Here is a 23,957-nt window from a genome sequence, read left to right as displayed (position 1 = left end):
AGGCCTGTGGTGCAGTGGATAACATGCAAGCCTCCGGAGCTTGCGACCCGGGTTCAAATCCCGGCAGGCCTGCCTTTAATCATTTGTATAAAATCAATTTCCATTTTTTGCTTAACTCAATTATGATTTTTGCCAGTATTTTATTTAAGATTCATATGATTTTTAAAAGGCAGAGGTTTGACAATCTAGAAATATTTATTTATAAGTTCAATATCATTTTTTTTGTGCTCACTTTATTTCTAATACCTTTGATGGCAGCAGTTGCTTTTGCAAGTGCTTACCTCATATACAGTATTGTGAGGGCTGAAAAATTATGACTTTTTCAACAGAATCAAATTTCTGGAGTTCTTTTTTTGTAAGTGACAGACTTTTATCAGGTATAATTATTATATTATTATATATAATAATAATCACAATAGTTGGTTATATTCTTTCTCCATATATAACAAAAATTTATCTGGATCAGAATACCAGATTGAGAAGATATACTGATCCAGTCATATCTTTTATAGAAAAGATTGTGGGTGTTGATAGGAATGAAAAATATTCAATAAAATATTATTTTCTTTCACTGATTATTTTCAACGCCTTTGCAGGTATTCTTTGCCTTCTCGCCATATTGATACAGGCGGATTTTTTTCCTGTACCGGGGCAAAAGGCAATGAACCTCACCCTCGCAATAAATACTGTGATTTCATTTCTCACAAACACCGATCTTCAGCATTATTCCTCTCCAAGCAGGCTTCCTTTTTTCCTATTTGAATTTGTAATTATAGGTCTTATGTTCCTGTCTGCGGGAACCGGATTTGCAGCCTCAATAGCATTTGTCAGGGGAATAGTTAGCGAAGATGGAAAATTGGGGAACTTTTTTCATGACTTTCTTGTATCCATATTTGATCTAATCCTTCCATTATCAGTTCTCGCAACCATTCTTCTAATAATATTTGGAGTCCCAGACACAACCTATAGCAGTATAACATTTCATCCATTTTTTGGGACAATGACATTTACCATACCAATCGGGCCGGTAGCATCAATGGAATCCATCAAATTCATTGGAACTAATGGGGGAGGTTTTTATGGTGCAAATTCAGCATACCCTTTTGAGAATCCCAACTGGATAACCAATCTTATTGAGGTGGTGTCCATGACCGTGATACCAACGGCCTCAATATTTGCCTTTGGAAATGCAATTGGCAACAAAAAGCTTGGAAACCTTCTGTATACTGTGGTTTTCTCAATATTCATATTCAGTGCGCTCTTCACGTTCTTTGGAGAAATAACTGGTATCCCTTCATACTATAATCTTGGTTTTATGTACGGCGGCAATTACATTGGGAAGGAGACTGCCATAGGTCTTTCCCAGAGCTCAATCTTCAATTCTGCATCAACAATAACATCAACTGGTGCTGTCAATTCTGCATTAATTGATTATACACCAGCCGGAATACTTGGTGTTCTTTTTCCATTGCTTTTGAACGATCCTCTTGGTGGGGTCGGAACAGGAATACTTAATATTTTTTCATATCTTATTTTCACAGTTTTTCTTGTTTCTTTGATGGTTGGTAAACTTCCTGAATTCATGGGATTCAAGATTTCATCCAAGGAGATAAAATACAGTACATACTCGCTCATAACTCACCCGCTCATAATAATCGTTCCCCTTGGTTTTACACTATTGTTTTCTTCAATTCTTATGGGTTCATTCGTAAATTCAGGTTCAGATAAAATTACACAACTGCTTTATGAATATGCATCAGCAGCTGCAAATAATGGCTCTGAGATGGGTGGATTTTTAACCAACTCACCTTTTTTCAATCTTATTGATGCTGCAATAATGTTGCTTGGCAGATACCTCATCATGTTCTTTCAGCTTTTAATAGCACAGTCCCTATCATTCCGGAAACCAAAAATGGAATATGGACGAAATTTCAGTGTAGGCTCTTTCTGGTTTGGCCTGATGCTGGCATTTGTCATTCTTCTGTTCGGTCTCCTCTCTTTCTTTCCAATTCTTGCCACGGGACCTTTGCTATCCTGGGGCCGGTCATTTGATCTCTTCATTGGGGGTGTTTTCCGATGAATGAATATTTGAAGGGAACTATTGAGGCATTGAAACAGTTTAATCCTGTGAGGTTGAAACAAAATCCAGTAATGCTAATTACGGAGATGTCTCTCATAATATCGGTATATGTTTTGATTTTTCATCAGGCCTATAATCTGAACATGTCTGCAATATACGTGGATTTTTACATTTCAGTAATAGTACTTTTGTTTCTAACCATATTCTTTTCAAATTTTGCAGAGGCACTTGCAGAAGGTAAGAGCAAAAATATATCAGAAACACTAAAGAGAATGAAGAAAGAAATACCTGCTAGAGTCATAAAAGAGAACGGTGAGGAGGTAAAGATGGCCTCACGAGATCTGAGAAAGGGAATGATTGTTGAGGTCATGAAGGATGAACTGGTACCAACTGACGGTGAAATAATCGAGGGAAGGGGGCATTTTAACGAATCTGCAATAACCGGTGAATCAAAACCTGTTATGAAATATGTTGAAGACAGTGTAACAGGGGGAACACAGTTCCTTGATGATAAGATAAGGATAAGAATAACTGCAGATCCTGGGGAAACCTTCCTTGATAAGATGATAGGAATGGTTGAAAACTCAAAGAGGGAAAAAACGCCCAATGAAGTTGCACTTCTTGTTTTACTTAGTGGTTTGACTCTCATTTTTCTTATAATAACATCGTCAATATACGAGTTGAGTGGATTTCTGGGAGTAAATGTTAACATAATAATCCTTGTTGTTCTCCTTATCTGTCTGATTCCAACAACCATTGGCGCTCTACTTCCATCACTGGGGGTTGCGGCAATAAATAAGGTATCACAGTTCAACATAATAGCAAAGAGTGGAAGAGCTGTTGAAAATGCAGGTGACATTGATACCGTAATACTTGACAAGACTGGTACAGTGACAATTGGGGACAGAGAGGTATCAAAAATATTCCCGGATCAGGGAGTGAAAATGGAAGAGGCCCTGAGATATTGCTATCTTTCATCGAAACAGGATGAGACAAGGGAAGGCATATCACTTGCGAATTTTGCTTTAAAAAATGGAGCTAAAGAAGAGGAGATACCTGAAGGCTACACTTTCATTCCTTTTTCATCTGAAGAGAAATACAGCGGAATAAAAAATGGAGATAAATTCATAATAAAGGGGGCCGCATCATCAGTATGGAAAATACTGAATCGTTCTGATGAATACCTGAACGCAATTTCTGCCGAAATTTCAAGCAGGGGTGGCACATCAATTATTGTTGCTACTGAGGAAGGACCAATTTGCGCTGTTGAATACAACGACATAATGAAACCCTGGATAAGGGAGAGAATAGAATCATTGAAGAAGATGAATATTAAGACAATAATGTGTACGGGTGATAATGAGCTGAATGCCGCCTATATATCAAGAGAGGCTGGAATTGACGAATATGTGGCAAACAGCAAACCTGAGGACAAATTCAGAAAGGTAGAGGAGGAGAAAAATAAGCAAAGAATGGTTGCAATGGTGGGAGACGGGACAAATGACGCTCCCGCACTTGCAAGGGCTGACGTGGGCCTTGCTATGAACAGTGGAACACAGGCAGCAAAGGATGCTGCGAACATGGTTGATCTTGACAGTGACCCCACGAAGCTTCTGGATGTTATTTTTCTAGGAAAACAGATATTAATTACAAGAGGAGCTCTTACAACCTTCAGCATTGCAAATGACGTATCCAAATATTTTGTTATTATTCCTGCAATATTTTATACATTCCCATCCCTCTCATACATTAACATTCTAGGCCTTACTGATCCACTTTTGGCAATAACATCTGCACTTATTTTCAACACTTTCATAATACCTGCACTGATTCCATTGGCAATAAGAGGGGTGAGATTCAAACCGTCATCCATAGATGATCTTCTTAAAAGAAATATTGTCTTTTATGGATTTGGAGGGGTTATTCTACCTTTCATTGCCATCGGCGCCATATATGCAATTCTTTTTGGGGTGGGGATAAGATGGTGATGAAAAAGATAATGAGAAGTGCACTAAGCCTGGCCATAATATCGCTACTGTTGTTTGGCGTAGTAATTCCAACAGCTGAAGCTGCAATTAGCGAAAACATATATGGGCCTGCAAACGGTTCCCAGATAAACATAAACGGAACAATATATGGAAGTTATCTACTGGAGCAGGCATTTAACCGATCTTTCTTCTTCCAGGGAAGGCCATCAGCAATTAATTTCAACTCCACAGAGTCAGGAAGTCCAGAATGCTCCCCCAACACAAACCAATCACTGAACCTCACAATTGAAAATCTGAAAAAATTCGAAAATGAAAACAGAAACGTCAATATATCAAACATTCCTGGGGAACTTATAATGGATTCAGGATCAGGTCTGGATCCAGACATTCCAGTTGAGGGTGCCTGTATTCAGGTTTCAAGAATTGCATTGTCACTGCAAAAACTTGCTGAAAACAGTTCAGTGAATATTTCAATGAAAAAGATAGTGGAATTTCTTAGAACAGAAATAAATGAAACGAAAAAACAGGATTTTCCATTTTTTGGTGCATATTATGTCAATGTTGTCAGATTAAATGTTCAGATAATATATTTTATGATCCAGAATAAAATCATAACCTATAATTCAATATTCTGAATCATCTTTTAACTATTGCAACGTCTGTATGTGATTCCCTCAATATTTTTTTAATGTCGGAATTGATACGGACATTTGAGTATTGATCGGGTCTTACCCCCAGAAATATTATGTTTGATCCAGTTACATAAGCCTTCTTAACAACATCCTCAACAATATTTTCTCCCGCTCCCTTTATTATTTCGCATTCTACATTTAGATCTTTCCAGAATTCATTTTTAATCAGTGTTTTAAAACCGTGTACCACTTTCCTGTCCAGTTCCCTTTCATCCATAATTATGAGTTTTGCCCCCAGTATTTTGGCAAAAAGTCCAGAAATGTACAGACTCTTTCTTGTATTGAGTCTCTCGCTTAATGGAACAAGTATTTTATCGTAGGGGTACTTCCCATTTTTTATACCTATGCCCACAACAGTATTTTTGGATTTTTTAATTATATAGTCGCCTATTCCTCCAAGCAGAGAAGAAGACATGGAGTCCCTTATCCTTGCACTGAAAATAGCGAGATCGTAACCCTTGGAGTTTATTTCATCAACAATACCTTGTTTTATGCTTCTTGCAGATTGTACCTTTGGAATAATCTTAATTCCTTGGTTTTTGCCTATTTTATAAGCATTTGTTACTATTGCTACCTTGTCTGACCATGTGACCTCCTTAACCTCCTCCTTCAGTGTGAGTGCAGTAATGTTTGAATGAAGTGTTTTACCAAACTCCATTGCAATGTCAAATGCCCTCCTTGAACTCTCCCCCTTTGCCATGGGAACGAGAATTCTTTCAATTTTTGAAAGGTAAGATGAGGTTTCTTCCATATTTGAAAGATATGACATAATAATAATAAAATATTTTGTATATTTTCATGTAACTTTTTGATGAGACTATAAAATAAATAATTATTCTTTATATATTATAATTAATGTATGATAAGTAATGACAGGCAAAACATTTTAACAAAATAAATATTACCACATGTGAACTGCCTTTTGATAAAAGATGATCATGTTTTTGGAGTTAAGGGTGGTACAGCTCTGGCATCCTATCCTGATGACGAAGCATTTGTTATAGATTACGATGCAATAACAAGGGGAAAATTCAATTTTAAAATTTATGGAAAAATTGCTAAATTTATTGAAATGACTCTACTGGCCTTTCCATACACAGAAAGGGATCTTGTGGATATATTTGTATCAGGGGCATCAAGAGTGGTGATCAATCATACCCTTGATGAGGGCACAGTAAGGAGATTTCTTGATTCTTCCGATGAGATAGTGATGAATTGCAACTCAAGATTTATAGCGTCCCAGTTCAGAAATCTTGGGGGTGAAATGTACTTATCATGTAGGGTATATGATGTACCAGGAATATACTTTTATTATGGGACACAGCCAGAAAAATTCAGCAATGTAATACCTCTTGAAAATTTTCCTGAGGATTTGAAAGATCTTTGCCAATAAATATTATTGTATGATACATTAACCATCAATGCAGGAAAAGCTATTTACATTTGCGGGGGGCCTGAAACTTGGGAATCCGTCAATTTTAGCATCAGGAATATTGGATGAAAATGGCTACTCAATGCTGAAAATAATGGAAGATGGTGCTGGGGCAGTTGTTACCAAATCAATAGGAATGACTGAGAGAAATGGCTACGAATCTCCTGTGATATATGAGGGGGAAAATTACCTCTTAAACGCAATGGGACTTCCAAATCCTGGTATTGAAAATTACAGGAATGAGATTGAAATTGCATCAAAGGGCGGCAAACCCATCATAGGAAGTATTTTCGGATCCACAGAGGACGAATTCCTGAAAATAGGTGAAAAAATGCAGGATTTTGGTGTAAATGCCATTGAGCTGAACCTTTCATGCCCTCATGTTAAAGGATTTGGAACAGAGGTTGGTTCCGACCTTCCACTTGTGAGAAGAATACTGAAAAATCTGAAGGGTTCTCTTAAAATTCCAGTATGGGCTAAGTTAGGTCCGGCTACCTTTTCATACGTGGATTCAGCATATGCATGTTCTGATGCTGACGCAATAGTACTTATAAACACAGTGAAAGCAATGAGAATAGATATTAGATTCAAAAAACCTGTTCTTTCCAACATATACGGTGGGCTTTCAGGCTCCACAATAAAGCCCATAGGGCTTAGGGCTGTTTACGAGGTGAAGAAAGAGACAGGAATGGAGGTAATTGGTGTTGGAGGCATAACCACATGGGAAGATGCTGTTGAATACATAATGGCAGGAGCGTCAGCATTCCAGGTTGGAACAGCCATTTGGAGAAAGGGTAGAGAGGTGTTTAGAGAGATAAATGATGGAATAACGGGTTTTATGAATAAAGAAGGATACCATAGCATAAAGGATATGGTTGGGGTGGCAATGGCATGAATCAGATGGTTTTTGTAGAAAGAGTTGTAAAAGAGAGTCATAACGTATCAAGTATATATTTCAAATGGGATCAGGAGATAAAACCAGGTCAGTTCACAATGGTATGGGTTCCTGGAAGAGGGGAGATTCCACTTTCTCTTTCAAGGCTTGGTGATGAAAAATGCATAACAATAAAGGAATTCGGACCAACATCAAGTGCAATTTTCAGGATGAATCCAGGTGATTCTTTCAGAATAAGAGGACCATATGGCAGGCCATTCAAGTTAGTTCCTGGAAAAAAACTTGTGATAGGGGGTGGTAGTGGAATGGCATCCCTGAGAACATTGATAGATGAAAATACATATGGAATAATTGCCGGAAAAACAGCCTCTGATCTTCTTTTCATGAACGAATTTAGAAAAGGACAGGTAATCGGTGTTACAGAGGACGGTTCTACAGAGGTCAGAGGATTTGCATATGAAGGTCTGAGTAAGGTGAATCCTGGAGATTTTGATATGATTTATGTTTGCGGCCCAGAACTTATGATGAAGTCAATATATGACAGGCTTTCAGGAAGGTACGAAAATGTACAGTTTTCACTTGAAAGGCATATGAAATGTGGCATTGGAATATGTGATTCCTGCTCTGTGAACGGTTTTCAGGTATGCAGGGATGGCCCGACTTTTTTTATTAATGAGTTAAGGGAAATGAATGAATTTGGAAGGACAAGATTGCTGGTTTCTGGAAGGAGGATATTCTTCTGATGTTATTGACAGAAAAATTTCACAGTATACAGGGTGAGGGTATATACACAGGAATACCTATGTATTTTATCCGTACCAACAGGTGCAATTTGAGATGTAAATGGTGCGACACAACCTATTCCTTTAAGAATGGGTTTGAACAGGATATTGAAAGCCTGAAGGAAGAAGCTCTTTCAGTGTGGGAAAAATGGATATGTATAACTGGAGGAGAACCCCTCCTGCAAAAAGAAACCTTAATCCTTTCAAACTATCTTTCAAGCAATGGAAAAAATATACTTCTGGAAACTGGAGGTTCATTACCAATAGAAGAATACACGTCAATTTCGGAACTTTATATAGATATGGATATCAAAACCCCTTCTTCAGGGGAGGAAAAAAGATTTTATCCCAACAATTTGAACTTTCTGAGGAGTGGGAAGGACTATGTGAAGTTTGTAGTTTCTGATTTAAGGGACATTGAATATTCACAGAGGTTTCAGGAAAGGATACCTGACGGTGTTGAAATAATAATACAGCCAGCTTATGGCTCAGATTACCAGATGCTTGTCCAAGAATTCCTTAAAAGAAAATTGAGGGGCAGGTTTATGATGCAGGAACACAAATTCATTTGGGGTGATAAGAGTGGTGTTTGAGGTTGTATATGAAGGGCGTTTTTATTACAAAAATGAGTTCAAGGACCTATATGTACATACTGAAAACGGTTACATAACTAAAATTTCTCAATCCATAAATCATGGTAGGGCAATTAAAATACCTGGCGGTATCCTCCCTGCATTCACAGACATTCACGTGCATTTCAGGGATCCTGGAGAGACTGAAAAGGAAGATTTCAGTACCGGGAGTCTTGCCGCACTTTTTGGTGGGACTACCACTGTATTAGACATGCCAAATAATAGAAAACCTATCAGAGATTATGAAACATTTATGAGAAAAAAATCTGCAATAAACAAAAGATCATACGTTGATTATGGATTTTACGCAATGTACGACGGTACAAACGGTTCAATAATGCCGGATGAAAATTGCGGAATAAAAATTTACATGGGGGAGAGTACAAACACCAAAGGTGCGGATATTGATTATGGAAATGACAATTTTCTGAATGAATACGGAAAACCTGTTATATTTCACGGTGAAACCCTAGATTGCCTTGAAAAGAATGTGAACATTGAAGCTAAAAACACCAGAGAATACAATCTCAAAAGACCATCAGAATGTGAAGAAGAGGCAGTGAAAAGAATTTTGAAAGTTAAGGCGGAGAGAAAAATAATGGCACATGTGAGTGATGTCACAAATATTGATGGGAGTTCCATAATAACAGAGATGACTCCTCATCACATGCTTCTCCATGACAATATGGACCTCGGTTCATTAGGAAAGGTAAATCCACCACTGAGGGAAAAGAGGACAATGGAAAAAAACTTCCAGTATTTTCTGGATGGAAAGATCAATATACTCTCTTCAGACCATGCTCCTCATCAGGAGAAGGACAAAGAGGAATTTCAATTTGCAAAAGCAGGTATACCTGGAGTTGAGACAAGAATACCCATAATGCTTTCACTTGTGAGAAGAAAAATTCTACCACTTGAAACCCTTTTGAATACTGGTTCAAAATTTCCTTCAAGTTATTTTGGAATCCCGAAGGGGGAAATTGACGTTGGCATGAGGGCAGATTTCATCTCTGTGGATTTTTCAAATGAGAAGAAAATAGATCAGAACAGGCTTCACTCAAAGAATCCAATAACTCCTTTTGATGGCTTTTATGCAATCTTTCCTTCAACAGTTGTGATGGGTGGCGAGATAGCAATAGAAAATTACGAATTTATTGATGAACCAATGGGAAAATATCTAAACTTCAAAGAAGTGAATAGTACTCCAGAATTTCAATGAGCCCCTTTCCATAACTATTTTCTGAAACATATTCTGATATTTTTTTTAAAGTATTGAATGAATTTGAGGGGCACCCCGTATGATATCCACCTGAAAACATTGATATGTCGTTTTCCCCGTCTCCGCATACCAGAACCTCCTCCTTTTCAAATCCATAAGATTCCCTGAAATATTCAACTGCAGATAATTTACTCTGGTCTCTGTTCATAATGTGTTTTGCATAACCGCTGTCTTCTATTCTCACGTTAAACTCTTTTTCATACTCAGAAAAATCATGAATACCATTAAGTATGAAGCTTACGGATGTTTCCCTCCACCTATTGGTAATGAATTCTTCAGCTCCAAGCTCCCTATGCAACTTTTCGTAACATTTATAGGGGCCTTCTTTATTAAATTTTTTAATTATATTACCTTTATGAAAAAACATACCTCCATTTTCAGCAGCAAGGGAATCACCAATTCCTGTAATGTTTTTTATACCTATCATTACGGGTAATACATTTCCGCTTGCCAAACAGATTGCAGAAACCTTATTCTTAAGTTTTCTCAGATAAAACAATGTATTTTCAGAAATACTCTGATCTTTTTCAGTTATTGTACCATCTATATCAAGAACAACCAGTCTTATCACAGAAAGTAATTATAAGAGGTATAAAATAACATTCAGTTGAGGAAGGATAATTACACACAGAAAATCGCCAGAAACAGGATTCAATACCTTTACAGTATTGTTGAAAATGGAAATTCCAAAGTGGAAAGAAAAAATGCAATCATTCTAATTGAGAGAATAGCCAGAAGGATGGATATAACTTTGCCATCAAAGATAAAAAGGAGCTATTGCAAAAAATGCAAAAATCCAATTGGCACATTAACAAGGGTAAGAATTAAAAATGGATATGTGAATGTTAAATGCAACCTATGCGGTAATGTAAAAAGGTACAGGATCAGTCGCTGACAGTTTCAATATGAAATAAAACCCTGAAACCTTCTAGAGTCGCCTGTATCTTATCCGCGAACCATAGTGAATCTTCCTCAGTTGCCGTATGTCCCCATTCATACACCATATCATGCTCTCCAATTATTGGTTTGAAGCCCAGTGATCTCAACCTGTTTATAACTTCACTGGGTTTTGCGCCTTCACTTGAGAAAGTAACATCGAGATAAGTCTTCATTATTATCCTTGCGAGATTGTAGAATATTATATAATATTTTTACTGTTAAATTTGAACGATTTTTATTAATAATATCCATAAGGTCCGTGCAAGTACGATTTGGGAATTCAATGACGGAAAACTTTTGAATCATTTGAAACAATAAGCATAAAATTCTTTAATATTCAACTTGCTGAGGCTGGATAAGAAATACAACTAATTAAATATCAATAGACAAAAGCTACTTAGAAGGCTATGATTTCCAAAATTTTTCTAGTTTTTTAATGAACGTTCTAAAAGAATCTGAATTGGTCATGGCTTTTGTCATATCAAATTTCTCTAAAATTTGTGTCATTATTTCTATCATATCACTTTTTTTCGGTAAGCATGCCCTGAATTTTTCCTTGGTACATTCATTAGGTTTAGGTAATTTTCGCATGCCTATTTCTTTCCTGGAATAATCGTCCAGCCCTGCAATATACCATCCTTCAATCTCTGGAAATACTAAAGAGATCTGTTCCTCCTTTAGATTTGGGTATATCCTCTGTAATTTTTTGACCTTGCTTAAAGGATCTGGATTCGTGTCGGGATCACAATCAGATAAAAATATAAAATTTCCGAAATTAAGATTGATTACTTTAATATAGGCATTTATCTTCGATTTTTCCTTTCCGGCATACCTTATAATTTTAGGTACTGGATTTATATCCATTTTGGAAATTATATTACTTACAAACAATTCATCATAAAAGCCCTCTACGAAAATAACATCAAATGGCATATAATTCAATTAAAGATACCATCTGTGATGATGTCACCAATATCTATGTTATCCTTTATAAATTCTTTTAATTCCTTAATTGTGGAAGCCTTTGTAATCTTTGAGTCCCCATCGGAATCTCTGCTCATAAGGAATATGTTCTCTAAACTCACTTCCCTCAGTATTTCAGGGTTGTGAGTTGTAATAATTATCTGTTTCTTCTGGGAAGCTTCCTTAAAAAGAGGTACTAGATTTGATATTAAACGCGGGTGAATATCCCTTTCCGGCTCCTCAATCACAATCAATTGATTACTTTCAAAAAATAGGACGTAAATGATGGAGATTATTTCAATTGTGCCATCTGAAATTAAGGCTGCAGGAAGTTTCTTTCTTGAATTGTATGTTTCGATAGTTTTGAACAATAATGATTTGTCGGCCTGAGGTTCAACCAAAATTTCCTTAATGAATGGAAGGCAAATTCTCAAATAACGCAAAAATCTCTTCCTCTTTTCTGTGTCTGACAAGATTCCTTTTAAAAGTAAAGCTATGTTGCTACCATCTGATTCAAGATCTGCTCTTCCCGCAATAGGTATGGCTTTCTTAGAAAGCTTTGGATCAAAGTCATATATCTGTATGGATCTATCAGTAGCTCCCATAATAAATGATAGTGGAGGCAACTCGGCCATTGTGATTTTATTTTTCTTCCCTTCACTGCTTTTTGTCAAATGTAATAATGGAAATATTTCATAGATAAGTTTTGTATGTTGATTACCCTCATTGACATGACCGTTGTCTGAGACTATGATTATTTCTTCTTTTTTTCCTTTGGAATTCAAGTTCACTGTAACTTCTTCTTTATACTTTTTTAATCCTTTTTTTCCTTTTGATGGAAACAACATTAATTTATAATTTACAAAACTAATGTCTACTTCCTCCAGTTTAGTACCAAATCTCAAACGATTCTTTTCAAATGTAATCTCTATTTCTAATGGTTCCTCTGAAGCACTATTGAAATTTATCAGATATTCAATACCTCCGTGCAAGGAAATGGCGTTTAAAAGTCCATCTCTTGCCATATCTCGAATAAATTGAAATACTGACACAAAATTTGATTTGCCTGATGCATTTTGGCCTATGATAACATTTAGATTAGAAAGTTCAATTTCTAAACTCTTAATACTTTTAAAGTTTAGAACTTTTATTTTTTTTATCATTTTAATCTTTATTAACTACAACTATAAAATTATGACTCATAGAAAATCCAGATATTATCTCAAATTTTGTGTGAGAACAAGAGAAATAACTCCATCAACAACTAACACATTTCATTAAACATAAAAGGATGCCTCCTTAGAACAACCACAGGAGGCAATGAATAATGGAAGAGTTTGATAAAAGTATATGGGAAATTGTAAGGAAGACAGTGAAGGAGTTCATGGAATCTATCATGAATTGAGAGATACAGGCATTCCTTTAAGAGAATAAGGGATCAAGGAATGGATATTACGAAAAGAATATTTGAAAAAGATACGGAAAGATCAATTATCTGAAGATTCCAAGGGATTGGGATAATGAATTCCAGACAGCACTATTTGAAAAGTACCAATTTGTAAACACCGATCAAGATTTGTGCAAAATCACCGGTTTGAAATTGACTCCGTACATATACAGTTTTCATCCCCCTTTTCACTCCTTCTTAATTGTTTGTAATGAATTCTTCTTCCTGTACTTCAGACTGTATGATTCACCCTTTAAGTTTATTACAGTGCAGTGATGATGCAATATGCGAGAAAGGACAGCAGCTGCCATTACTGAATCTACCAGGTCTTCACCCAGTTCTGAAAAAGATTTGTTGCCTGTGTATATGGTTGATCTCTTTTCATATCTTGTTAATACTAATTGGAAAAACAGGTTTGATTCTTCCCTTGTCAATGGAAGATATCCAATCTCATCCAATATCATAAGTTTGAATCTTGAATATGTCCTTATTCTGTATTCAAGTCTCTTCAGATCATAATCTTTCTTCAGGGTCTGCACAAGTTTCATGGCTGATATGTAATATGCAGGAATATCTGACATTATTGATCTAATTCTAAGTGCAATTGAAAAATGAGTATTTCTGTCTCCAGACGATCCTAAGAATACTATATTCCAGTTGTTGTTTATATACCTCATTGTCATGAATTCATCAATCACTGATCTGTCAATGGATGGCTGGAATGAGAAATCAAAATCAGTCTTTGTCTTGAGGAATGGGAAGCCGGAAAACTTTAGCACGTTCTCTGACTTCCCTGATATCTTATGTTTTAATCCCACTAATAGAAGATGATCAAGTATCTCCATTACAGTTTTTCCATGTGATGATTCAAGATAACTGTGGATAGTGTTCTAAATTGTTGTGATTCCAAGCCTTGATAGGTATTAATGGACTTTTTCATATGAATCCATCAGATCACATCTTCATATCTCTTCAGATCACTTGTTTCATCATGCTATTCGTATATTGCAGAATTCTCTTCTCTTACTGCCTTGAGAAGTCATTCAAAATATTCCTAATTCATTGAGATCCTTCCAGTTCCTTTAGTATTAAATGATCAGCAACATAAATGGAATCGATATCTATTTTGAGAATGGATGATTCCTCAATTATCTTGCAATCCCTTCCTTCATATTTCCATGGAACAGAATACCTGTTTCCACTGTATGATACATAACAGTATGTGGATGCCTTTATCACCTTTTCCTTCCTTGTCATGTATCCTAGTGCTGTTGATACAGTATTGAGTGATTCTTTTTTGAGTCTTTCCACAGGTATTTCATGAGTTGTTCCATGTAGTCCTGAATTAACCTTATGGAGTCATTCATTGCACTGCATGTTGATATCATTCAGATCAGAAAATGTTCTTCCATTGAAGAAGTTGATTCCCAGATATTTGATTGTGTTCTCAATCTTTCCCTTTGTTTAAAGCCTGTATGGATAGCATAATCTTATTACAATTCCATAGTATTCAGCAAAATCCATGAATTTAGAATTGAATGTTGATTCCGTTGTCTTGATCTTACGATCTATGACAATTTGCTTCATGTTGTCAAAGAGTATTCTGTCAGTGAATTCTCCAAACAATTGAAATGCATTCATATGTATCTTAATGACATTCTCTCTTGAAATATCTGTTATGAATTCCACACATATCCTTGATTATCCGAGTATAATGGAGAATGCATAGAGTTTCCTTTGCCTCCCATTCATGTCAATATATCCGAATTCACCGAAATCCATCTGTGACTCCTTTCCCGGTTCTATCTCATACCTTTATATTTCCTGTATCCCTCTATTCTTCCTGAGTTCATGGCAGTAATACTTCAGGATTCTGTATCCTCCATCATATCCCCTCTTCCTTATATCCTCCAGCATCCTTACAGTGGATAGGTTGTGCCTTTCCATTAGTTCTCTTATCATGTCCCTGTATGGATCACGCTTTGATCTTCTGTTTCTTTTCCTTTTAACTAATGATTCTGATTTCATATATTTCCTGACATTGTTCTGGATATATTCAGGTCCCTGGCTATTGACTTAATGTTTATTCCTTTCTCTCTCATATTAAGTATCATTATCCAAGTCCAGATCATACAACTCAGACTTCTGTATTGCATGGAGAGTGGTCAAAATTAAACCGGCGATAGGGGACACTTTTATTCCGGCGAAAATGCACAAGTATGAACCGGCGTTTACAAAACGTGTGAGGGTGAAATTCATTTTTCCATGCTTTGCTTACAATGTACATGCATTGAAGATAATCAATGGATAGGTTAGCTATGAATCTTTTAAGAAATTTCATTGAAAGTAGAGGGAAAAAGCATAATTGTTTAAGTCAAAGGTAGAAATTATCAGGTTATGGTATTCCTGGAACAAATCAATAGGAAATTAGGAAACTTACTCGATTAATATAATCATTATATTCATGGATCTATCGGTGCATTATGCTACATTCAGGTAAAAGTGTAGCGCATCAGTCTGAATCGTTACGAAATTAGAAAGCATAAAATATGGAAATAGGGACAACTGTTTGAACATTTATGTTAAATCGCCAGAAGTTGATAAGGGGGATTGATGAGACATGCAATGGTCTAAATGTTGATCACCTTCCTGATGGTGCCTTAGTGCCGCTTAATATAGATGGAGTTAAAGTGAGAATTTCTAAGGTTGATAATGCGTTTCTGAACACTGTGGGGTTGGCAGACCTTGATGAGGTAAATTACAGAGAAGTTATAGATTCCGTTAAAAATCGCTACATAAAAGAGAACAAAATCTTTGGATGGTTGGTCGGACCAACCTCAAGACCAGTGAACATCAGCAAATATCTGATTGAAAGTGGGCTTAAGAAAGTCCCCGAGTTGACCCTCTCAGGCATGATTCTGGAGGATTTGAGCGTCCGAATAAGAGGAAATGATGAATTTGAGATAAAGAAGGTAGAAGTAGATGATTTTAGCAGGAATATTGCACTCATAACAAAGTAATTTGGTATGGGCTTAAGTGAGGAGGTAGCTAGCATAATGATGGCCATATATAAATCACAAGGAGAGAACAGTTACCTTTACCTCTCGTATGCCAAGGACACTAAAAAACCAGTTGCTTTTGCAGCTAGCATAATGGATAAGATTAATGATTTAGTAATATTATTGGGTGCAGGCACTCTCCCAGAATACAGAAGTAAAGGCATATACTCATCACTTGTTGCAAGGCGGCTTGAAGATGCAAGAAAGGCAGGTATAAATTCTGCAATAATTCAGGAGGTAAAGAATACATCTGCACCGATATCTGAAAAACTAGGGTTCGGAATAGTTTGTGAAATAGATTTCTACATTTACAATTCCTGAAAAATTTTCCCCTGAAGATAGCCTCTCTGTTCATCTATTTTCTAACTTTGTTTGATTTTCTTTAGGTTAAAGGTGAACAGGAGAAAAGCAAAAAAAGCGTGATGAGCCTAAAATTTATATAAATGTATAAATTATAATAATTATGAATAAAAGTTCCTTAATATCATTTATAGATGCAACATGCAATGAGATGAATTCAAGATTTTATAAACCAGATGAATTGGAACCCCTTGGAATAGAGAATGTTACCGGACGCATATCCAATTTAGACTCCTTTGCGATTAATTGCGTAGGAAATGCAAACATTCCAGAAGAAAAAGCTGAGGGGATGATAGAAAAAGTTATTTCACGCTACTACGAAAGAAGAAAAAATTTTACATGGCTTGTTGGACCATCATCATCTCCTCATTTTCTTGGAAAAATACTTGAGAGAAAGGGTCTTGTGAAAATTCCACAAGTTTGCATGGCTGGAATGTATGCGGAGATTAATGAAATGAACATAAAAAGCAACACGGAAGTAAGAATAGAGAAAAAACCCACATCAAAACTTTCAGAATATGTAAATTTAATGTCCATGGCATATGGATTTGGAGAGACTGAGGATGGATTTAAGATAAGGTCAAAACTAATTGCTAATTCCGGAGATGGTGGGGAGGTTTACCTTGCGTTCTTAGGTGATTCTGATACTCCTGTAGCTTACGGTGTCAGTGTGTATTACAGAAAGGAAAAAATACTTATTATGCAAGGTTCAGGAACCAAAAAAGAATTCAGAGGCAAAGGAATATATACAAGCCTTGTTGCGGCAAGAATATCCGATGCCAGGAAAATGGGTATTGAAATTGCAGTTATTCAAGCTATTAAGAGTACTTCAATGCCCATATGCAAGAATCTGGGATTTAAAATAATTTCTGATATTGATCTATATGCTTTTGGTAGTGCAAATGAAGAGCATATGAGGAGGGTAATATCACTACTATAAATGTAGGTTTTTCTAGGAATCTTATTTAATTCAATTCGCGAGAGTTGCTTGAACTATCATAATATTCTATGTACATTGTTCTGCTTGCATGGATTTGCAGGATTTAGATATTCGAATTTTTTAAAAAATGATCTAAATCAGCGAGTATGATATCCTGAAGATATAAAGGAAGAAGGATTGGTTGAAAAGGCGTTCATGTATTCAAAATATGTAATGGAACCACTGTATGCACATACAGAGTAAGGAACACGGGGAAGGGTGTTCCTCTCCATCCGAGGGTATGCAATCTTCGCAATGATCGCCTACAGATACGAGTTGACATACAGCAAGACCATGGAAGCAATGAGAGGCATAAAGGGGGTTGTTTACACCAGTGGTTCACACAGTACCATTGAACTCACAAAGGATCAGAAAGCACTCCTTGAAAGACTTTCAATTGAATTGTAGTGTTAAAATAGGGCAAAGATAGGTTTTAGGTAATATTTACCAATTCCATTTATTTCCTGCTTCTTTTCCCATATTTCAACTGGCAATGTTATTTTATTACTATTACCTGTTAGGTAATATATGGAAGAATGGATAAGAAAAATACTTGAAAAGGAGGATTTAATAAATGTTGAGGTCAAGAAGATAGGAAAAAACTATTATGTTTACGAAGTGAGTAGTATATAAGATAAGGAAAAGAAAAGGCCAAGGAAAATATCCGGCAGATAAATAGGAAAGGTAACTGAATTCGGCATAATAAAGAAAGTTCATAGAAATGTAAGGACAGTATTCGAATACGGGAATTCAAAGATCATATATGACATAATAAAGGACATAGAAGCACCATTGAGGAAACATTTTTCATCAGCAAATGAGATAATGGCAATGGCATCTGTAAAAGTAATAAGGAATGTGCCATTGAAATATATGGATGATGCATACTCAAAGTTCTATATGTGCAATGTAATTGATGCTTCATTATCCCATTCAACAATTGCACAGAAGCTGAGAGCGATAGGATCTAACATGAAATCACATCATGAATTTTTCAATGGATTGATAATTGATGGAAATGTGTTTCTGTATGATCTGTCATCCTTATTTTCATAGTGAGAGAATACAAACCTTGATGAGAGGGGTTACAATAAGGATCACATATTACTTGACCAGATCAATTTCTCATTGCTATTCTCAGAGGACAGGAATATACCCGTTTCATTCAAGACATATCCAGGTTCCAGAAGTGATATGAAGAAGGCAAAAAAGATAATTGAAGAATTCAATTTATAAAGTTAAATCGTTGTAATGGATCGTGGATTTGTTTCATTGGAAATGACAGATTACATGTCCCATAATATGAAGTTCATACAGCCTCTAAGAAGGAATCCAAAAATGATAGATTATTCCATATCCATGAAGGGATTATTCACATACCGTGGAAGACGCATATGATATGGTTCTGTAAAATACAGTGATTATTCAATGTATGTGTATGATGATGCAAGGTTGAGGGGAGAGGAGATATCAAATTCCATAGTTGCAAGAACTGTGAATCCTCATATCATGATAAATGAGGAAAGGCTTGGAAATATATCCATAGTATCAAAACTTGATAAAACTCCTGACAAGATATATTTAATATACGTGGAAAGGGAGGATATAGAGCAGTCATTTGATGCAATGAAGAATGAAATAGAGAACGACAGAAATATTTAAGGGATAACGATGCAATTATGAGATACTTCTTTGTATCCTTCATTTTACTTTACATACATTATAGGATAATTGAACTACTTAGAATCAACGATCTGATAGGTAAATACTCTGTGAATGAATTATTGTTTGAGCTTTCCAAGGTATATGCAGTGCATTACTCTGACGGTAAGATAGAATTCAGTGATATTCCAATGAGGGTTGAAACGATTATGAAGAAAATGAACATGGACATATTTCCTAAGAATTAGCGAGTTGAGGTTTTAAAAAATCAATAGTTATTGTTTAATTTAAACTTTTACTTAATTACTAAATATAAAAAATATTATAAAACAAAAGAATTGTTTAAATTTTGAGTAATGCTATCTTTGACAAAATCTATTATTTTTTCCTCATGTAAGAAAAAATATATGTTAGGACCAATATTATTGTAATTACACTGGAAATTATACTTATTGTTATGATTGGGAATGCATTTTCGTTTATTTTTGTAAATCCAACGTAAATATTGATATTTTTTGAAAGATTTATGCTTTTTTCAGAGAAGTTGTCAGTATATCCAGGCGGGGTATCTATGTTAACCTTATAGTTCCCCTCAGGGAGACTTATTTTCAAAAATGAATTGTTACTATAGTGCGCTTGATTGTTTATTATAACAATAAGATCAACATTATATGGTAGGCCCTGCTCATAAACAGTAAAACAATAATTTGTGGTTGAGTAATTTTTAACTGTTCTATCATTATTAAATTTGCCTGAATGTATGAGTGCAGGTGAAAACATTAACAGGATTATTAGGGAAATTGAAATTATCATAATTTTACTTTTCATTGCATCTGTATATATCTTACAGTAATATATAGTTGCAAAAAAATTTTTAACACCACACAGGAACCCAATCATACCTTTTTGCATAATAAAAGTTTTTGATTAAATTTCAAAATGTAAACATTTTGATTTCCCAAAAGTTCTTTTTCAATATTTTTCTTTGAAGTATAATAATCTTCAATAGGGTATCTGAAGAACACCTTTCCTGCATTAAGTCTTTTCAATTCATTAATAAGTTTGAAGTAATCAGTTTCCACCATGATCAAATACCTGTCTCCATAAAAATCGGCGAGGTGATCTGAGGTGTAAAATGCCCTTCTATTATCCTTAAAAATAAGACTAAGCCCTTTCTCATTTGCGTGGTTTCCATGAAGGCCAGAATAAAACATGGCACCATCTGTAATATATATGTATTTTTTTAAGGATGATGTGGTCTTTGGCATCTCAATAATTTCCCTGTGGAATCTCACATCTTTGTCAAGCATAACTGCTGTTATTCCTTCTTTCCCTTCAATACTATATATGGTAAGGCGACTGATATTCCCATTTTCCGAAATGTACTCTCTCTCACCTTTTAAAACATTAAGATGCTTTTCTTTCATCATTGGCGGGAGATCAAAGACAAAACCTAATGCCCTGCCATCTAATTTATCAATCAATTCAAGTGGAGATGGGATTAGGTCTTCCATTCTTCTTTCTTCTGCATTTACGGATCTCAGTGGATCTGAAAATATTATTTCATCTCTTGAAACAGAAACTTCCAACCCGTTTCCTTGCTCCACATTTACCTTCCCGTCATAAGCCTTATTGTTCAATACTGCCATGAGTGCCCTTTTTCGATCAATTTCAATACCTCTCACTTTTGAATTAAAAGAAAAGAATATGCTTTGCATTCCAGCCCCACAACCTATATCAACTATTTTATTACCACTGAGTATTTCAGATCTATACATCCCTACATTTTCAGGAGTGGAATATGATGCACTGTATGAGTCAAACCAAAGGCTCTCCCATTTTGAGTATTTCTTTTTAACCCTGAGCCTCTGTTTTGCAATTTCATAATATACATTGCCTTCCTCAACATTCTTGAAACTATGAACAATTTTTTCTCTTGAATATCCACTGATTATCATATTCATAGCCTCTTTTATTTTAATTTCAGTTTTCTTTATATTTTGTTCAGATGTCAAATTATAAAACAGTTCTAATGGTATCTCACTCATCTGTCATTATGATTACTTAAGATTTAATTCACTTTTTCATTTCTGTCTATTAAAATATCTACAATGTAATTTATACAAATTTTAAAATATATGATATTTATGGAGTTCGATGGGTTTAAAAAACATTTTACGGAATAAAAATTTGGTGAAGTTATTTGTTTTACTCGTTGTGATTTTTTTTGCCCAGACCTTTTTTTATTCTCTTCACTTTAATCAAAATCACAATCAGATAAGCAATTCATTTCACAATAACAATGAAGTCCCTTTAATTGGCTCTAGTTCTCAGGGAAAAATACCATCGAATATAAGATACCAGGTACCCCTGTATATTGTAAACAATCAATCCGAGCCTACGGTTAACGGTTTTCAGCAACTTGTTGACATTCAGCATGACCTGTTCAGTCCATATCTTAATGAATCCGGTTCTTTGGCAAATTTCGAATTTTTCTACACAAACGGAACAATAATACCCTCATGGATAGAGTCTTTTAATTCAACTGTCACTGTTGTCTATGTCAAGCTTTACTCTATTCCCGCCAATTCATCTCTAAAGATTCTGCTTGGTTTTGCAGCAAAAAATGTTAATCTTCTATCAAGTTCAGGAACGGAAGGAATAGGTGAGGCGCCTCAGCTTTCCCCATTATTCGGAGAATATGACGACGGTTCAAGTGTATTTTTGTGGTACAACAATGGACAGACAATAAGCGGGTACAGTTATATTAATGGATCAGAAGGTCTTGGTCTAACATCAACAACTGATCCTTATGGACAGAACTCTTCGGTTTTAACTTTAACTCCAGACAGGAACGTACAAAGCAACCCTACCCCATGCGATACGGTTGCCTGGTATGACAGTCCTGTAGTTGGAAACGATTTCATAATGGAAGGTTGGGTGCACAATTCAATACCCGGGAACTATAATGTATTTTTCGCTCTTGATGGGTCCAGCCCTAAAACAGATAACAACTTCATTTTTGGAAGTGGATGGCAAAACTATGGATCAATTATCGATTATATATATGGGGGATGTTATTTAAGTGATGCCAATTCCGCCAAAGGTAAGTTTCCAAGCGGATGGGCATGGAACGAGGCAATTGTCAATGGAACATCTCTGCACGATAAAATCCTTTCAGCACCACAGAGTACAGGTGGGACATTATTCTATTCCAGCAATTACACCGCAAGCAATTATAATTATTCTGATAAATACATAGGTTATTCAACATACACTTATGCAGGCTCACCTGTTTACTATTTCACATCTTTCATAAGGGACTATCCATTGAATGGAAAGATGCCTTCTGTAATATTTTCATTACAATCTTCGGAGTATAATGTTACTTTTAACAAAACAGGCTTGCCAACTGGAACAAGTTGGAGCGTATCCGTAAATGGCGTGAATTATTCATCATCATCAAGTTCGATTACAGTTAAACTGTTAAACGGAACATACAATTATAATTCAAACACAGTTGACACCTCATACATAGGATATGGAGGATCATTCACGGTAAACGGTTCTTCATTGATTGAGCAGGTACATTTCCTTGAATTATACAAGGTTACATTCAATGAGACCGGTTTACCACCAGGTACAAATTGGTATGTGAATCTTTCAAACGGAATGTCTTCAGGACCAATAAATGGATCATCATACACATTCCATTTACCAAACGGAACTTACAATTTAAAATTTGCAACATCTGACAAGGAATACAGTGCATATTGGAGTTATTTTGTGAAAGTATTTTACCACAATCAACTCACTTCAATTACAGTAAACGGTTCTTCTTTGTCAAATACAGTTAAGTTCTATATAGTAAAATATTTGGTGAGTTTTAGAGCAGTGGGCCTACCTTCCTCTGCAAGATGGTATGTCAATTCAACTCAGGTATTTTGCGTAGACAATCCTGGAAACGAGGCGGTATCTTTATTCCTAGAAAACGGCACTTACAATTACACAGTATCCACAACGGACAAGATATATCATGCAAATGGGGGGTCATTCACGGTGAACGGCTCCTCATTATCAATGTCAATAAAGTTCTCACAGGTAAACTACTCTGTAACATTTGTTGAAATGGGCTTAATGTCCGGCACTCCCTGGTATGTGAATCTTTCAAACGGAATGTCTTCAGGACCAATAAATGGATCATCATACACATTCTCACTTATCAATGGATCATACTCATACACAATAGGTACAGTTGACAAGACACATCATTCAAACGGAGGAACAATCACGGTCAATGGTTCTTCAGAGTCATTTTTGATACGGTTCTCACAGTTTTCATATTCATTAACATTTGTGGAGAAAGGATTACCATCAGGTACCACATGGTCTGTAAATATAAATGGTGAAAATGTTACATCATCAAACAGCACAATTACAATTTATCTGATAAATGGAACATATTCTTACCAAATTGTGAGTATCAGTGGATATACAGCGTCAAGCAACGGAACAAATTCATTTAATATAAGTGGTAAACCAGTTAATTTCGAAATCACATTTACAAAAAATTTCACTATATCTCAGGCTGACATCTACATAATTATTATATCGGTGATAGTGGTAATATCAGTAGCTGCTTTTGTTATATTCAGAGTGAGAAAACCAAAAGTAGAATAATTTAAAAGTTTTGAATTTTTTAAAATTTATATTTTTTAATTTCCTTATAATTTTTGAATCAATAGATATGATTACAAGGGAGAAACGT

29 protein-coding genes, 1 tRNA gene and 1 pseudogene are annotated in these 23,957 nt (G+C 35.5%); 20 read left to right on the top strand and 11 right to left on the bottom strand.

Features of this window, described 5'->3' with window-relative positions; translation table 11 throughout:
- The 4 genes from ACNF4Z_RS02100 (at position 1) to ACNF4Z_RS02085 (ending at position 4,703) form a co-directional block, all read left to right on the top strand.
- A tRNA-Arg gene (locus tag ACNF4Z_RS02100) sits at positions 1–72 on the top strand.
- Positions 73–313: 241 nt separating this feature from the next.
- On the top strand, positions 314–2,080 hold the full coding sequence (locus ACNF4Z_RS02095; protein ID WP_458327584.1) for a potassium-transporting ATPase subunit KdpA: 1,767 nt from the start codon (positions 314–316) through the stop codon (positions 2,078–2,080).
- Positions 2,077–4,068 (top strand): potassium-transporting ATPase subunit KdpB, encoded by a 1,992-nt coding sequence (gene kdpB / locus ACNF4Z_RS02090; protein WP_458327583.1) that lies wholly within the window; start codon positions 2,077–2,079, stop codon positions 4,066–4,068. Before ACNF4Z_RS02095 ends, kdpB begins: the two co-directional genes overlap by 4 nt.
- Complete coding sequence (locus tag ACNF4Z_RS02085) at positions 4,062–4,703, top strand: potassium-transporting ATPase subunit C (protein WP_458327582.1); 642 nt, start codon at positions 4,062–4,064, stop codon at positions 4,701–4,703. Before kdpB ends, ACNF4Z_RS02085 begins: the two co-directional genes overlap by 7 nt.
- A 1-nt stretch (position 4,704) precedes the next feature.
- Here ACNF4Z_RS02085 and ACNF4Z_RS02080 read toward each other — a convergent pair whose 3' ends face one another.
- Positions 4,705–5,511, bottom strand: coding sequence for a universal stress protein (locus ACNF4Z_RS02080; protein WP_458327581.1), 807 nt, complete (start codon positions 5,509–5,511; stop codon positions 4,705–4,707).
- 159 nt (positions 5,512–5,670) lie between these two features.
- Between ACNF4Z_RS02080 and ACNF4Z_RS02075 the strand changes: the two genes are divergently transcribed.
- From ACNF4Z_RS02075 to ACNF4Z_RS02055, 5 genes are read left to right on the top strand one after another with little or no spacing between them, the layout of a single operon-like run.
- Entirely contained in the window at positions 5,671–6,153 is a 483-nt protein-coding gene (locus tag ACNF4Z_RS02075) for a hypothetical protein (RefSeq protein ID WP_458327580.1), read from the top strand.
- 28 nt (positions 6,154–6,181) lie between these two features.
- Entirely contained in the window at positions 6,182–7,087 is a 906-nt protein-coding gene (locus tag ACNF4Z_RS02070; protein ID WP_458327579.1) for a dihydroorotate dehydrogenase, read from the top strand.
- Entirely contained in the window at positions 7,084–7,830 is a 747-nt protein-coding gene (locus tag ACNF4Z_RS02065) for a dihydroorotate dehydrogenase electron transfer subunit (RefSeq protein WP_458327578.1), read from the top strand. The genes ACNF4Z_RS02070 and ACNF4Z_RS02065 overlap by 4 nt, the downstream gene beginning before the upstream one ends.
- Positions 7,830–8,462 (top strand): 7-carboxy-7-deazaguanine synthase QueE, encoded by a 633-nt coding sequence (locus ACNF4Z_RS02060; RefSeq protein ID WP_458327577.1) that lies wholly within the window; start codon positions 7,830–7,832, stop codon positions 8,460–8,462. Before ACNF4Z_RS02065 ends, ACNF4Z_RS02060 begins: the two co-directional genes overlap by 1 nt.
- On the top strand, positions 8,452–9,720 hold the full coding sequence (locus ACNF4Z_RS02055) for a dihydroorotase (RefSeq protein WP_458327576.1): 1,269 nt from the start codon (positions 8,452–8,454) through the stop codon (positions 9,718–9,720). The genes ACNF4Z_RS02060 and ACNF4Z_RS02055 overlap by 11 nt, the downstream gene beginning before the upstream one ends.
- On the opposite strand, the gene ACNF4Z_RS02050 is transcribed toward ACNF4Z_RS02055, so the two are convergent.
- On the bottom strand, positions 9,686–10,351 hold the full coding sequence (locus ACNF4Z_RS02050) for a phosphoglycolate phosphatase (RefSeq protein WP_458327575.1): 666 nt from the start codon (positions 10,349–10,351) through the stop codon (positions 9,686–9,688). The genes ACNF4Z_RS02055 and ACNF4Z_RS02050 overlap by 35 nt on opposite strands.
- A 36-nt stretch (positions 10,352–10,387) precedes the next feature.
- On the opposite strand from ACNF4Z_RS02050, the gene ACNF4Z_RS02045 reads away from it, so the two are divergent.
- Positions 10,388–10,675, top strand: coding sequence for a ribonuclease P (locus ACNF4Z_RS02045; RefSeq protein ID WP_458327574.1), 288 nt, complete (start codon positions 10,388–10,390; stop codon positions 10,673–10,675).
- Here ACNF4Z_RS02045 and ACNF4Z_RS02040 read toward each other — a convergent pair.
- The 3 genes from ACNF4Z_RS02040 to ACNF4Z_RS02030 all read right to left on the bottom strand — a co-directional run bounded on the left by ACNF4Z_RS02040 (position 10,665) and on the right by ACNF4Z_RS02030 (position 12,845).
- Positions 10,665–10,892 carry a hypothetical protein gene (locus ACNF4Z_RS02040; protein ID WP_458327573.1) on the bottom strand — a complete coding sequence of 76 codons (228 nt, stop codon included), beginning with the start codon at positions 10,890–10,892 and terminating at the stop codon, positions 10,665–10,667. The genes ACNF4Z_RS02045 and ACNF4Z_RS02040 overlap by 11 nt on opposite strands.
- A gap of 232 nt (positions 10,893–11,124) precedes the next feature.
- Complete coding sequence (locus ACNF4Z_RS02035) at positions 11,125–11,652, bottom strand: hypothetical protein (protein WP_458327572.1); 528 nt, start codon at positions 11,650–11,652, stop codon at positions 11,125–11,127.
- A 5-nt stretch (positions 11,653–11,657) separates the two neighbouring features.
- Positions 11,658–12,845, bottom strand: a complete 1,188-nt coding sequence (locus ACNF4Z_RS02030; protein WP_458327571.1) for an AAA family ATPase — start codon at positions 12,843–12,845, stop codon at positions 11,658–11,660.
- 263 nt (positions 12,846–13,108) lie between these two features.
- Here ACNF4Z_RS02030 and ACNF4Z_RS02025 point away from each other — a divergent pair.
- Positions 13,109–13,237 (top strand): annotated as a pseudogene (locus ACNF4Z_RS02025) (transposase); the annotation flags it as partial.
- A gap of 80 nt (positions 13,238–13,317) precedes the next feature.
- On the opposite strand, the gene ACNF4Z_RS02020 reads toward ACNF4Z_RS02025, so the two are convergent.
- The 4 genes from ACNF4Z_RS02020 to ACNF4Z_RS02005 form a co-directional block, all read right to left on the bottom strand.
- Positions 13,318–14,013: an ATP-binding protein gene (locus ACNF4Z_RS02020; protein WP_458327659.1), complete on the bottom strand. Its 696-nt coding sequence runs from the start codon at positions 14,011–14,013 to the stop codon at positions 13,318–13,320.
- Between the two features lie 175 nt (positions 14,014–14,188).
- On the bottom strand, positions 14,189–14,440 hold the full coding sequence (locus ACNF4Z_RS02015) for a Mu transposase domain-containing protein (protein WP_458327570.1): 252 nt from the start codon (positions 14,438–14,440) through the stop codon (positions 14,189–14,191).
- Between the two features lie 153 nt (positions 14,441–14,593).
- The gene (locus ACNF4Z_RS02010; protein ID WP_458327569.1) at positions 14,594–14,818 is read right to left on the bottom strand and encodes a hypothetical protein; all 225 of its coding nucleotides are present in this window, start codon (positions 14,816–14,818) and stop codon (positions 14,594–14,596) included.
- 126 nt (positions 14,819–14,944) lie between these two features.
- The gene (locus ACNF4Z_RS02005; protein WP_458327568.1) at positions 14,945–15,157 is read right to left on the bottom strand and encodes a hypothetical protein; all 213 of its coding nucleotides are present in this window, start codon (positions 15,155–15,157) and stop codon (positions 14,945–14,947) included.
- 551 nt (positions 15,158–15,708) lie between these two features.
- Between ACNF4Z_RS02005 and ACNF4Z_RS02000 the strand changes: the two genes are divergently transcribed.
- The 8 genes from ACNF4Z_RS02000 (at position 15,709) to ACNF4Z_RS01965 (ending at position 19,437) form a co-directional block, all read left to right on the top strand.
- Positions 15,709–16,149, top strand: coding sequence for a hypothetical protein (locus ACNF4Z_RS02000; RefSeq protein WP_458327567.1), 441 nt, complete (start codon positions 15,709–15,711; stop codon positions 16,147–16,149).
- A gap of 6 nt (positions 16,150–16,155) precedes the next feature.
- Positions 16,156–16,509, top strand: coding sequence for a GNAT family N-acetyltransferase (locus ACNF4Z_RS01995; protein WP_458327566.1), 354 nt, complete (start codon positions 16,156–16,158; stop codon positions 16,507–16,509).
- A gap of 142 nt (positions 16,510–16,651) precedes the next feature.
- A complete protein-coding gene (locus ACNF4Z_RS01990) occupies positions 16,652–17,488 on the top strand; it encodes a hypothetical protein (RefSeq protein ID WP_458327565.1) in 837 nt (278 codons plus the stop codon).
- Between the two features lie 258 nt (positions 17,489–17,746).
- A complete protein-coding gene (locus ACNF4Z_RS01985) occupies positions 17,747–17,935 on the top strand; it encodes a hypothetical protein (protein ID WP_458327564.1) in 189 nt (62 codons plus the stop codon).
- A 384-nt stretch (positions 17,936–18,319) separates the two neighbouring features.
- On the top strand, positions 18,320–18,583 hold the full coding sequence (locus ACNF4Z_RS01980; protein ID WP_458327563.1) for a hypothetical protein: 264 nt from the start codon (positions 18,320–18,322) through the stop codon (positions 18,581–18,583).
- A gap of 195 nt (positions 18,584–18,778) precedes the next feature.
- On the top strand, positions 18,779–18,925 hold the full coding sequence (locus ACNF4Z_RS01975; protein WP_458327562.1) for a hypothetical protein: 147 nt from the start codon (positions 18,779–18,781) through the stop codon (positions 18,923–18,925).
- Positions 18,926–18,955: 30 nt separating this feature from the next.
- Positions 18,956–19,189: a hypothetical protein gene (locus ACNF4Z_RS01970; RefSeq protein ID WP_458327561.1), complete on the top strand. Its 234-nt coding sequence runs from the start codon at positions 18,956–18,958 to the stop codon at positions 19,187–19,189.
- 17 nt (positions 19,190–19,206) lie between these two features.
- Positions 19,207–19,437, top strand: a complete 231-nt coding sequence (locus tag ACNF4Z_RS01965; RefSeq protein WP_458327560.1) for a hypothetical protein — start codon at positions 19,207–19,209, stop codon at positions 19,435–19,437.
- A gap of 130 nt (positions 19,438–19,567) precedes the next feature.
- On the opposite strand, the gene ACNF4Z_RS01960 is transcribed toward ACNF4Z_RS01965, so the two are convergent.
- Together ACNF4Z_RS01960 and ACNF4Z_RS01955 are read right to left on the bottom strand one after the other, a co-directional pair.
- Positions 19,568–20,002 carry a hypothetical protein gene (locus tag ACNF4Z_RS01960; protein ID WP_458327559.1) on the bottom strand — a complete coding sequence of 145 codons (435 nt, stop codon included), beginning with the start codon at positions 20,000–20,002 and terminating at the stop codon, positions 19,568–19,570.
- An 83-nt stretch (positions 20,003–20,085) separates the two neighbouring features.
- On the bottom strand, positions 20,086–21,237 hold the full coding sequence (locus tag ACNF4Z_RS01955) for a hypothetical protein (protein WP_458327558.1): 1,152 nt from the start codon (positions 21,235–21,237) through the stop codon (positions 20,086–20,088).
- 145 nt (positions 21,238–21,382) lie between these two features.
- On the opposite strand from ACNF4Z_RS01955, the gene ACNF4Z_RS01950 reads away from it, so the two are divergent.
- The gene (locus tag ACNF4Z_RS01950) at positions 21,383–23,869 is read left to right on the top strand and encodes a hypothetical protein (protein WP_458327557.1); all 2,487 of its coding nucleotides are present in this window, start codon (positions 21,383–21,385) and stop codon (positions 23,867–23,869) included.
- Positions 23,870–23,957: the final 88 nt, after the last annotated feature.

Source organism: Caldiplasma sukawensis, from assembly GCF_052315375.1.
Classification (GTDB): Archaea; Thermoplasmatota; Thermoplasmata; order Thermoplasmatales; family Thermoplasmataceae; genus Cuniculiplasma.
Note: the sequence above shows the minus strand (reverse complement) of the source record. Positions and strands in the feature narration are given on the sequence as shown.

Excerpts from the sequence above, each read along its gene's own strand:
- ACNF4Z_RS02030 (WP_458327571.1), bottom strand. The coding sequence starts at position 12,845 with ATGATAAAAAAAATAAAAGTTCTAAACTTTAAAAGTATTAAGAGTTTA.
- ACNF4Z_RS02000 (WP_458327567.1), top strand. The coding sequence starts at position 15,709 with ATGTTAAATCGCCAGAAGTTGATAAGGGGGATTGATGAGACATGCAAT.
- ACNF4Z_RS01975 (WP_458327562.1), top strand. The coding sequence starts at position 18,779 with ATGGATCGTGGATTTGTTTCATTGGAAATGACAGATTACATGTCCCAT.
- kdpB (WP_458327583.1), top strand. The coding sequence starts at position 2,077 with ATGAATGAATATTTGAAGGGAACTATTGAGGCATTGAAACAGTTTAAT.
- ACNF4Z_RS01995 (WP_458327566.1), top strand. The coding sequence starts at position 16,156 with ATGGGCTTAAGTGAGGAGGTAGCTAGCATAATGATGGCCATATATAAA.
- ACNF4Z_RS01955 (WP_458327558.1), bottom strand. The coding sequence starts at position 21,237 with ATGAGTGAGATACCATTAGAACTGTTTTATAATTTGACATCTGAACAA.
- ACNF4Z_RS02035 (WP_458327572.1), bottom strand. The coding sequence starts at position 11,652 with ATGCCATTTGATGTTATTTTCGTAGAGGGCTTTTATGATGAATTGTTT.
- ACNF4Z_RS01990 (WP_458327565.1), top strand. The coding sequence starts at position 16,652 with ATGAATAAAAGTTCCTTAATATCATTTATAGATGCAACATGCAATGAG.
- ACNF4Z_RS02065 (WP_458327578.1), top strand. The coding sequence starts at position 7,084 with ATGAATCAGATGGTTTTTGTAGAAAGAGTTGTAAAAGAGAGTCATAAC.
- ACNF4Z_RS02005 (WP_458327568.1), bottom strand. The coding sequence starts at position 15,157 with ATGAAATCAGAATCATTAGTTAAAAGGAAAAGAAACAGAAGATCAAAG.
- ACNF4Z_RS02070 (WP_458327579.1), top strand. The coding sequence starts at position 6,182 with ATGCAGGAAAAGCTATTTACATTTGCGGGGGGCCTGAAACTTGGGAAT.
- ACNF4Z_RS01960 (WP_458327559.1), bottom strand. The coding sequence starts at position 20,002 with ATGATAATTTCAATTTCCCTAATAATCCTGTTAATGTTTTCACCTGCA.
- ACNF4Z_RS01970 (WP_458327561.1), top strand. The coding sequence starts at position 18,956 with ATGTATGTGTATGATGATGCAAGGTTGAGGGGAGAGGAGATATCAAAT.
- ACNF4Z_RS02085 (WP_458327582.1), top strand. The coding sequence starts at position 4,062 with ATGGTGATGAAAAAGATAATGAGAAGTGCACTAAGCCTGGCCATAATA.
- ACNF4Z_RS02080 (WP_458327581.1), bottom strand. The coding sequence starts at position 5,511 with ATGGAAGAAACCTCATCTTACCTTTCAAAAATTGAAAGAATTCTCGTT.
- ACNF4Z_RS02040 (WP_458327573.1), bottom strand. The coding sequence starts at position 10,892 with ATGAAGACTTATCTCGATGTTACTTTCTCAAGTGAAGGCGCAAAACCC.
- ACNF4Z_RS02060 (WP_458327577.1), top strand. The coding sequence starts at position 7,830 with ATGTTATTGACAGAAAAATTTCACAGTATACAGGGTGAGGGTATATAC.
- ACNF4Z_RS02095 (WP_458327584.1), top strand. The coding sequence starts at position 314 with ATGACTTTTTCAACAGAATCAAATTTCTGGAGTTCTTTTTTTGTAAGT.
- ACNF4Z_RS01965 (WP_458327560.1), top strand. The coding sequence starts at position 19,207 with ATGAGATACTTCTTTGTATCCTTCATTTTACTTTACATACATTATAGG.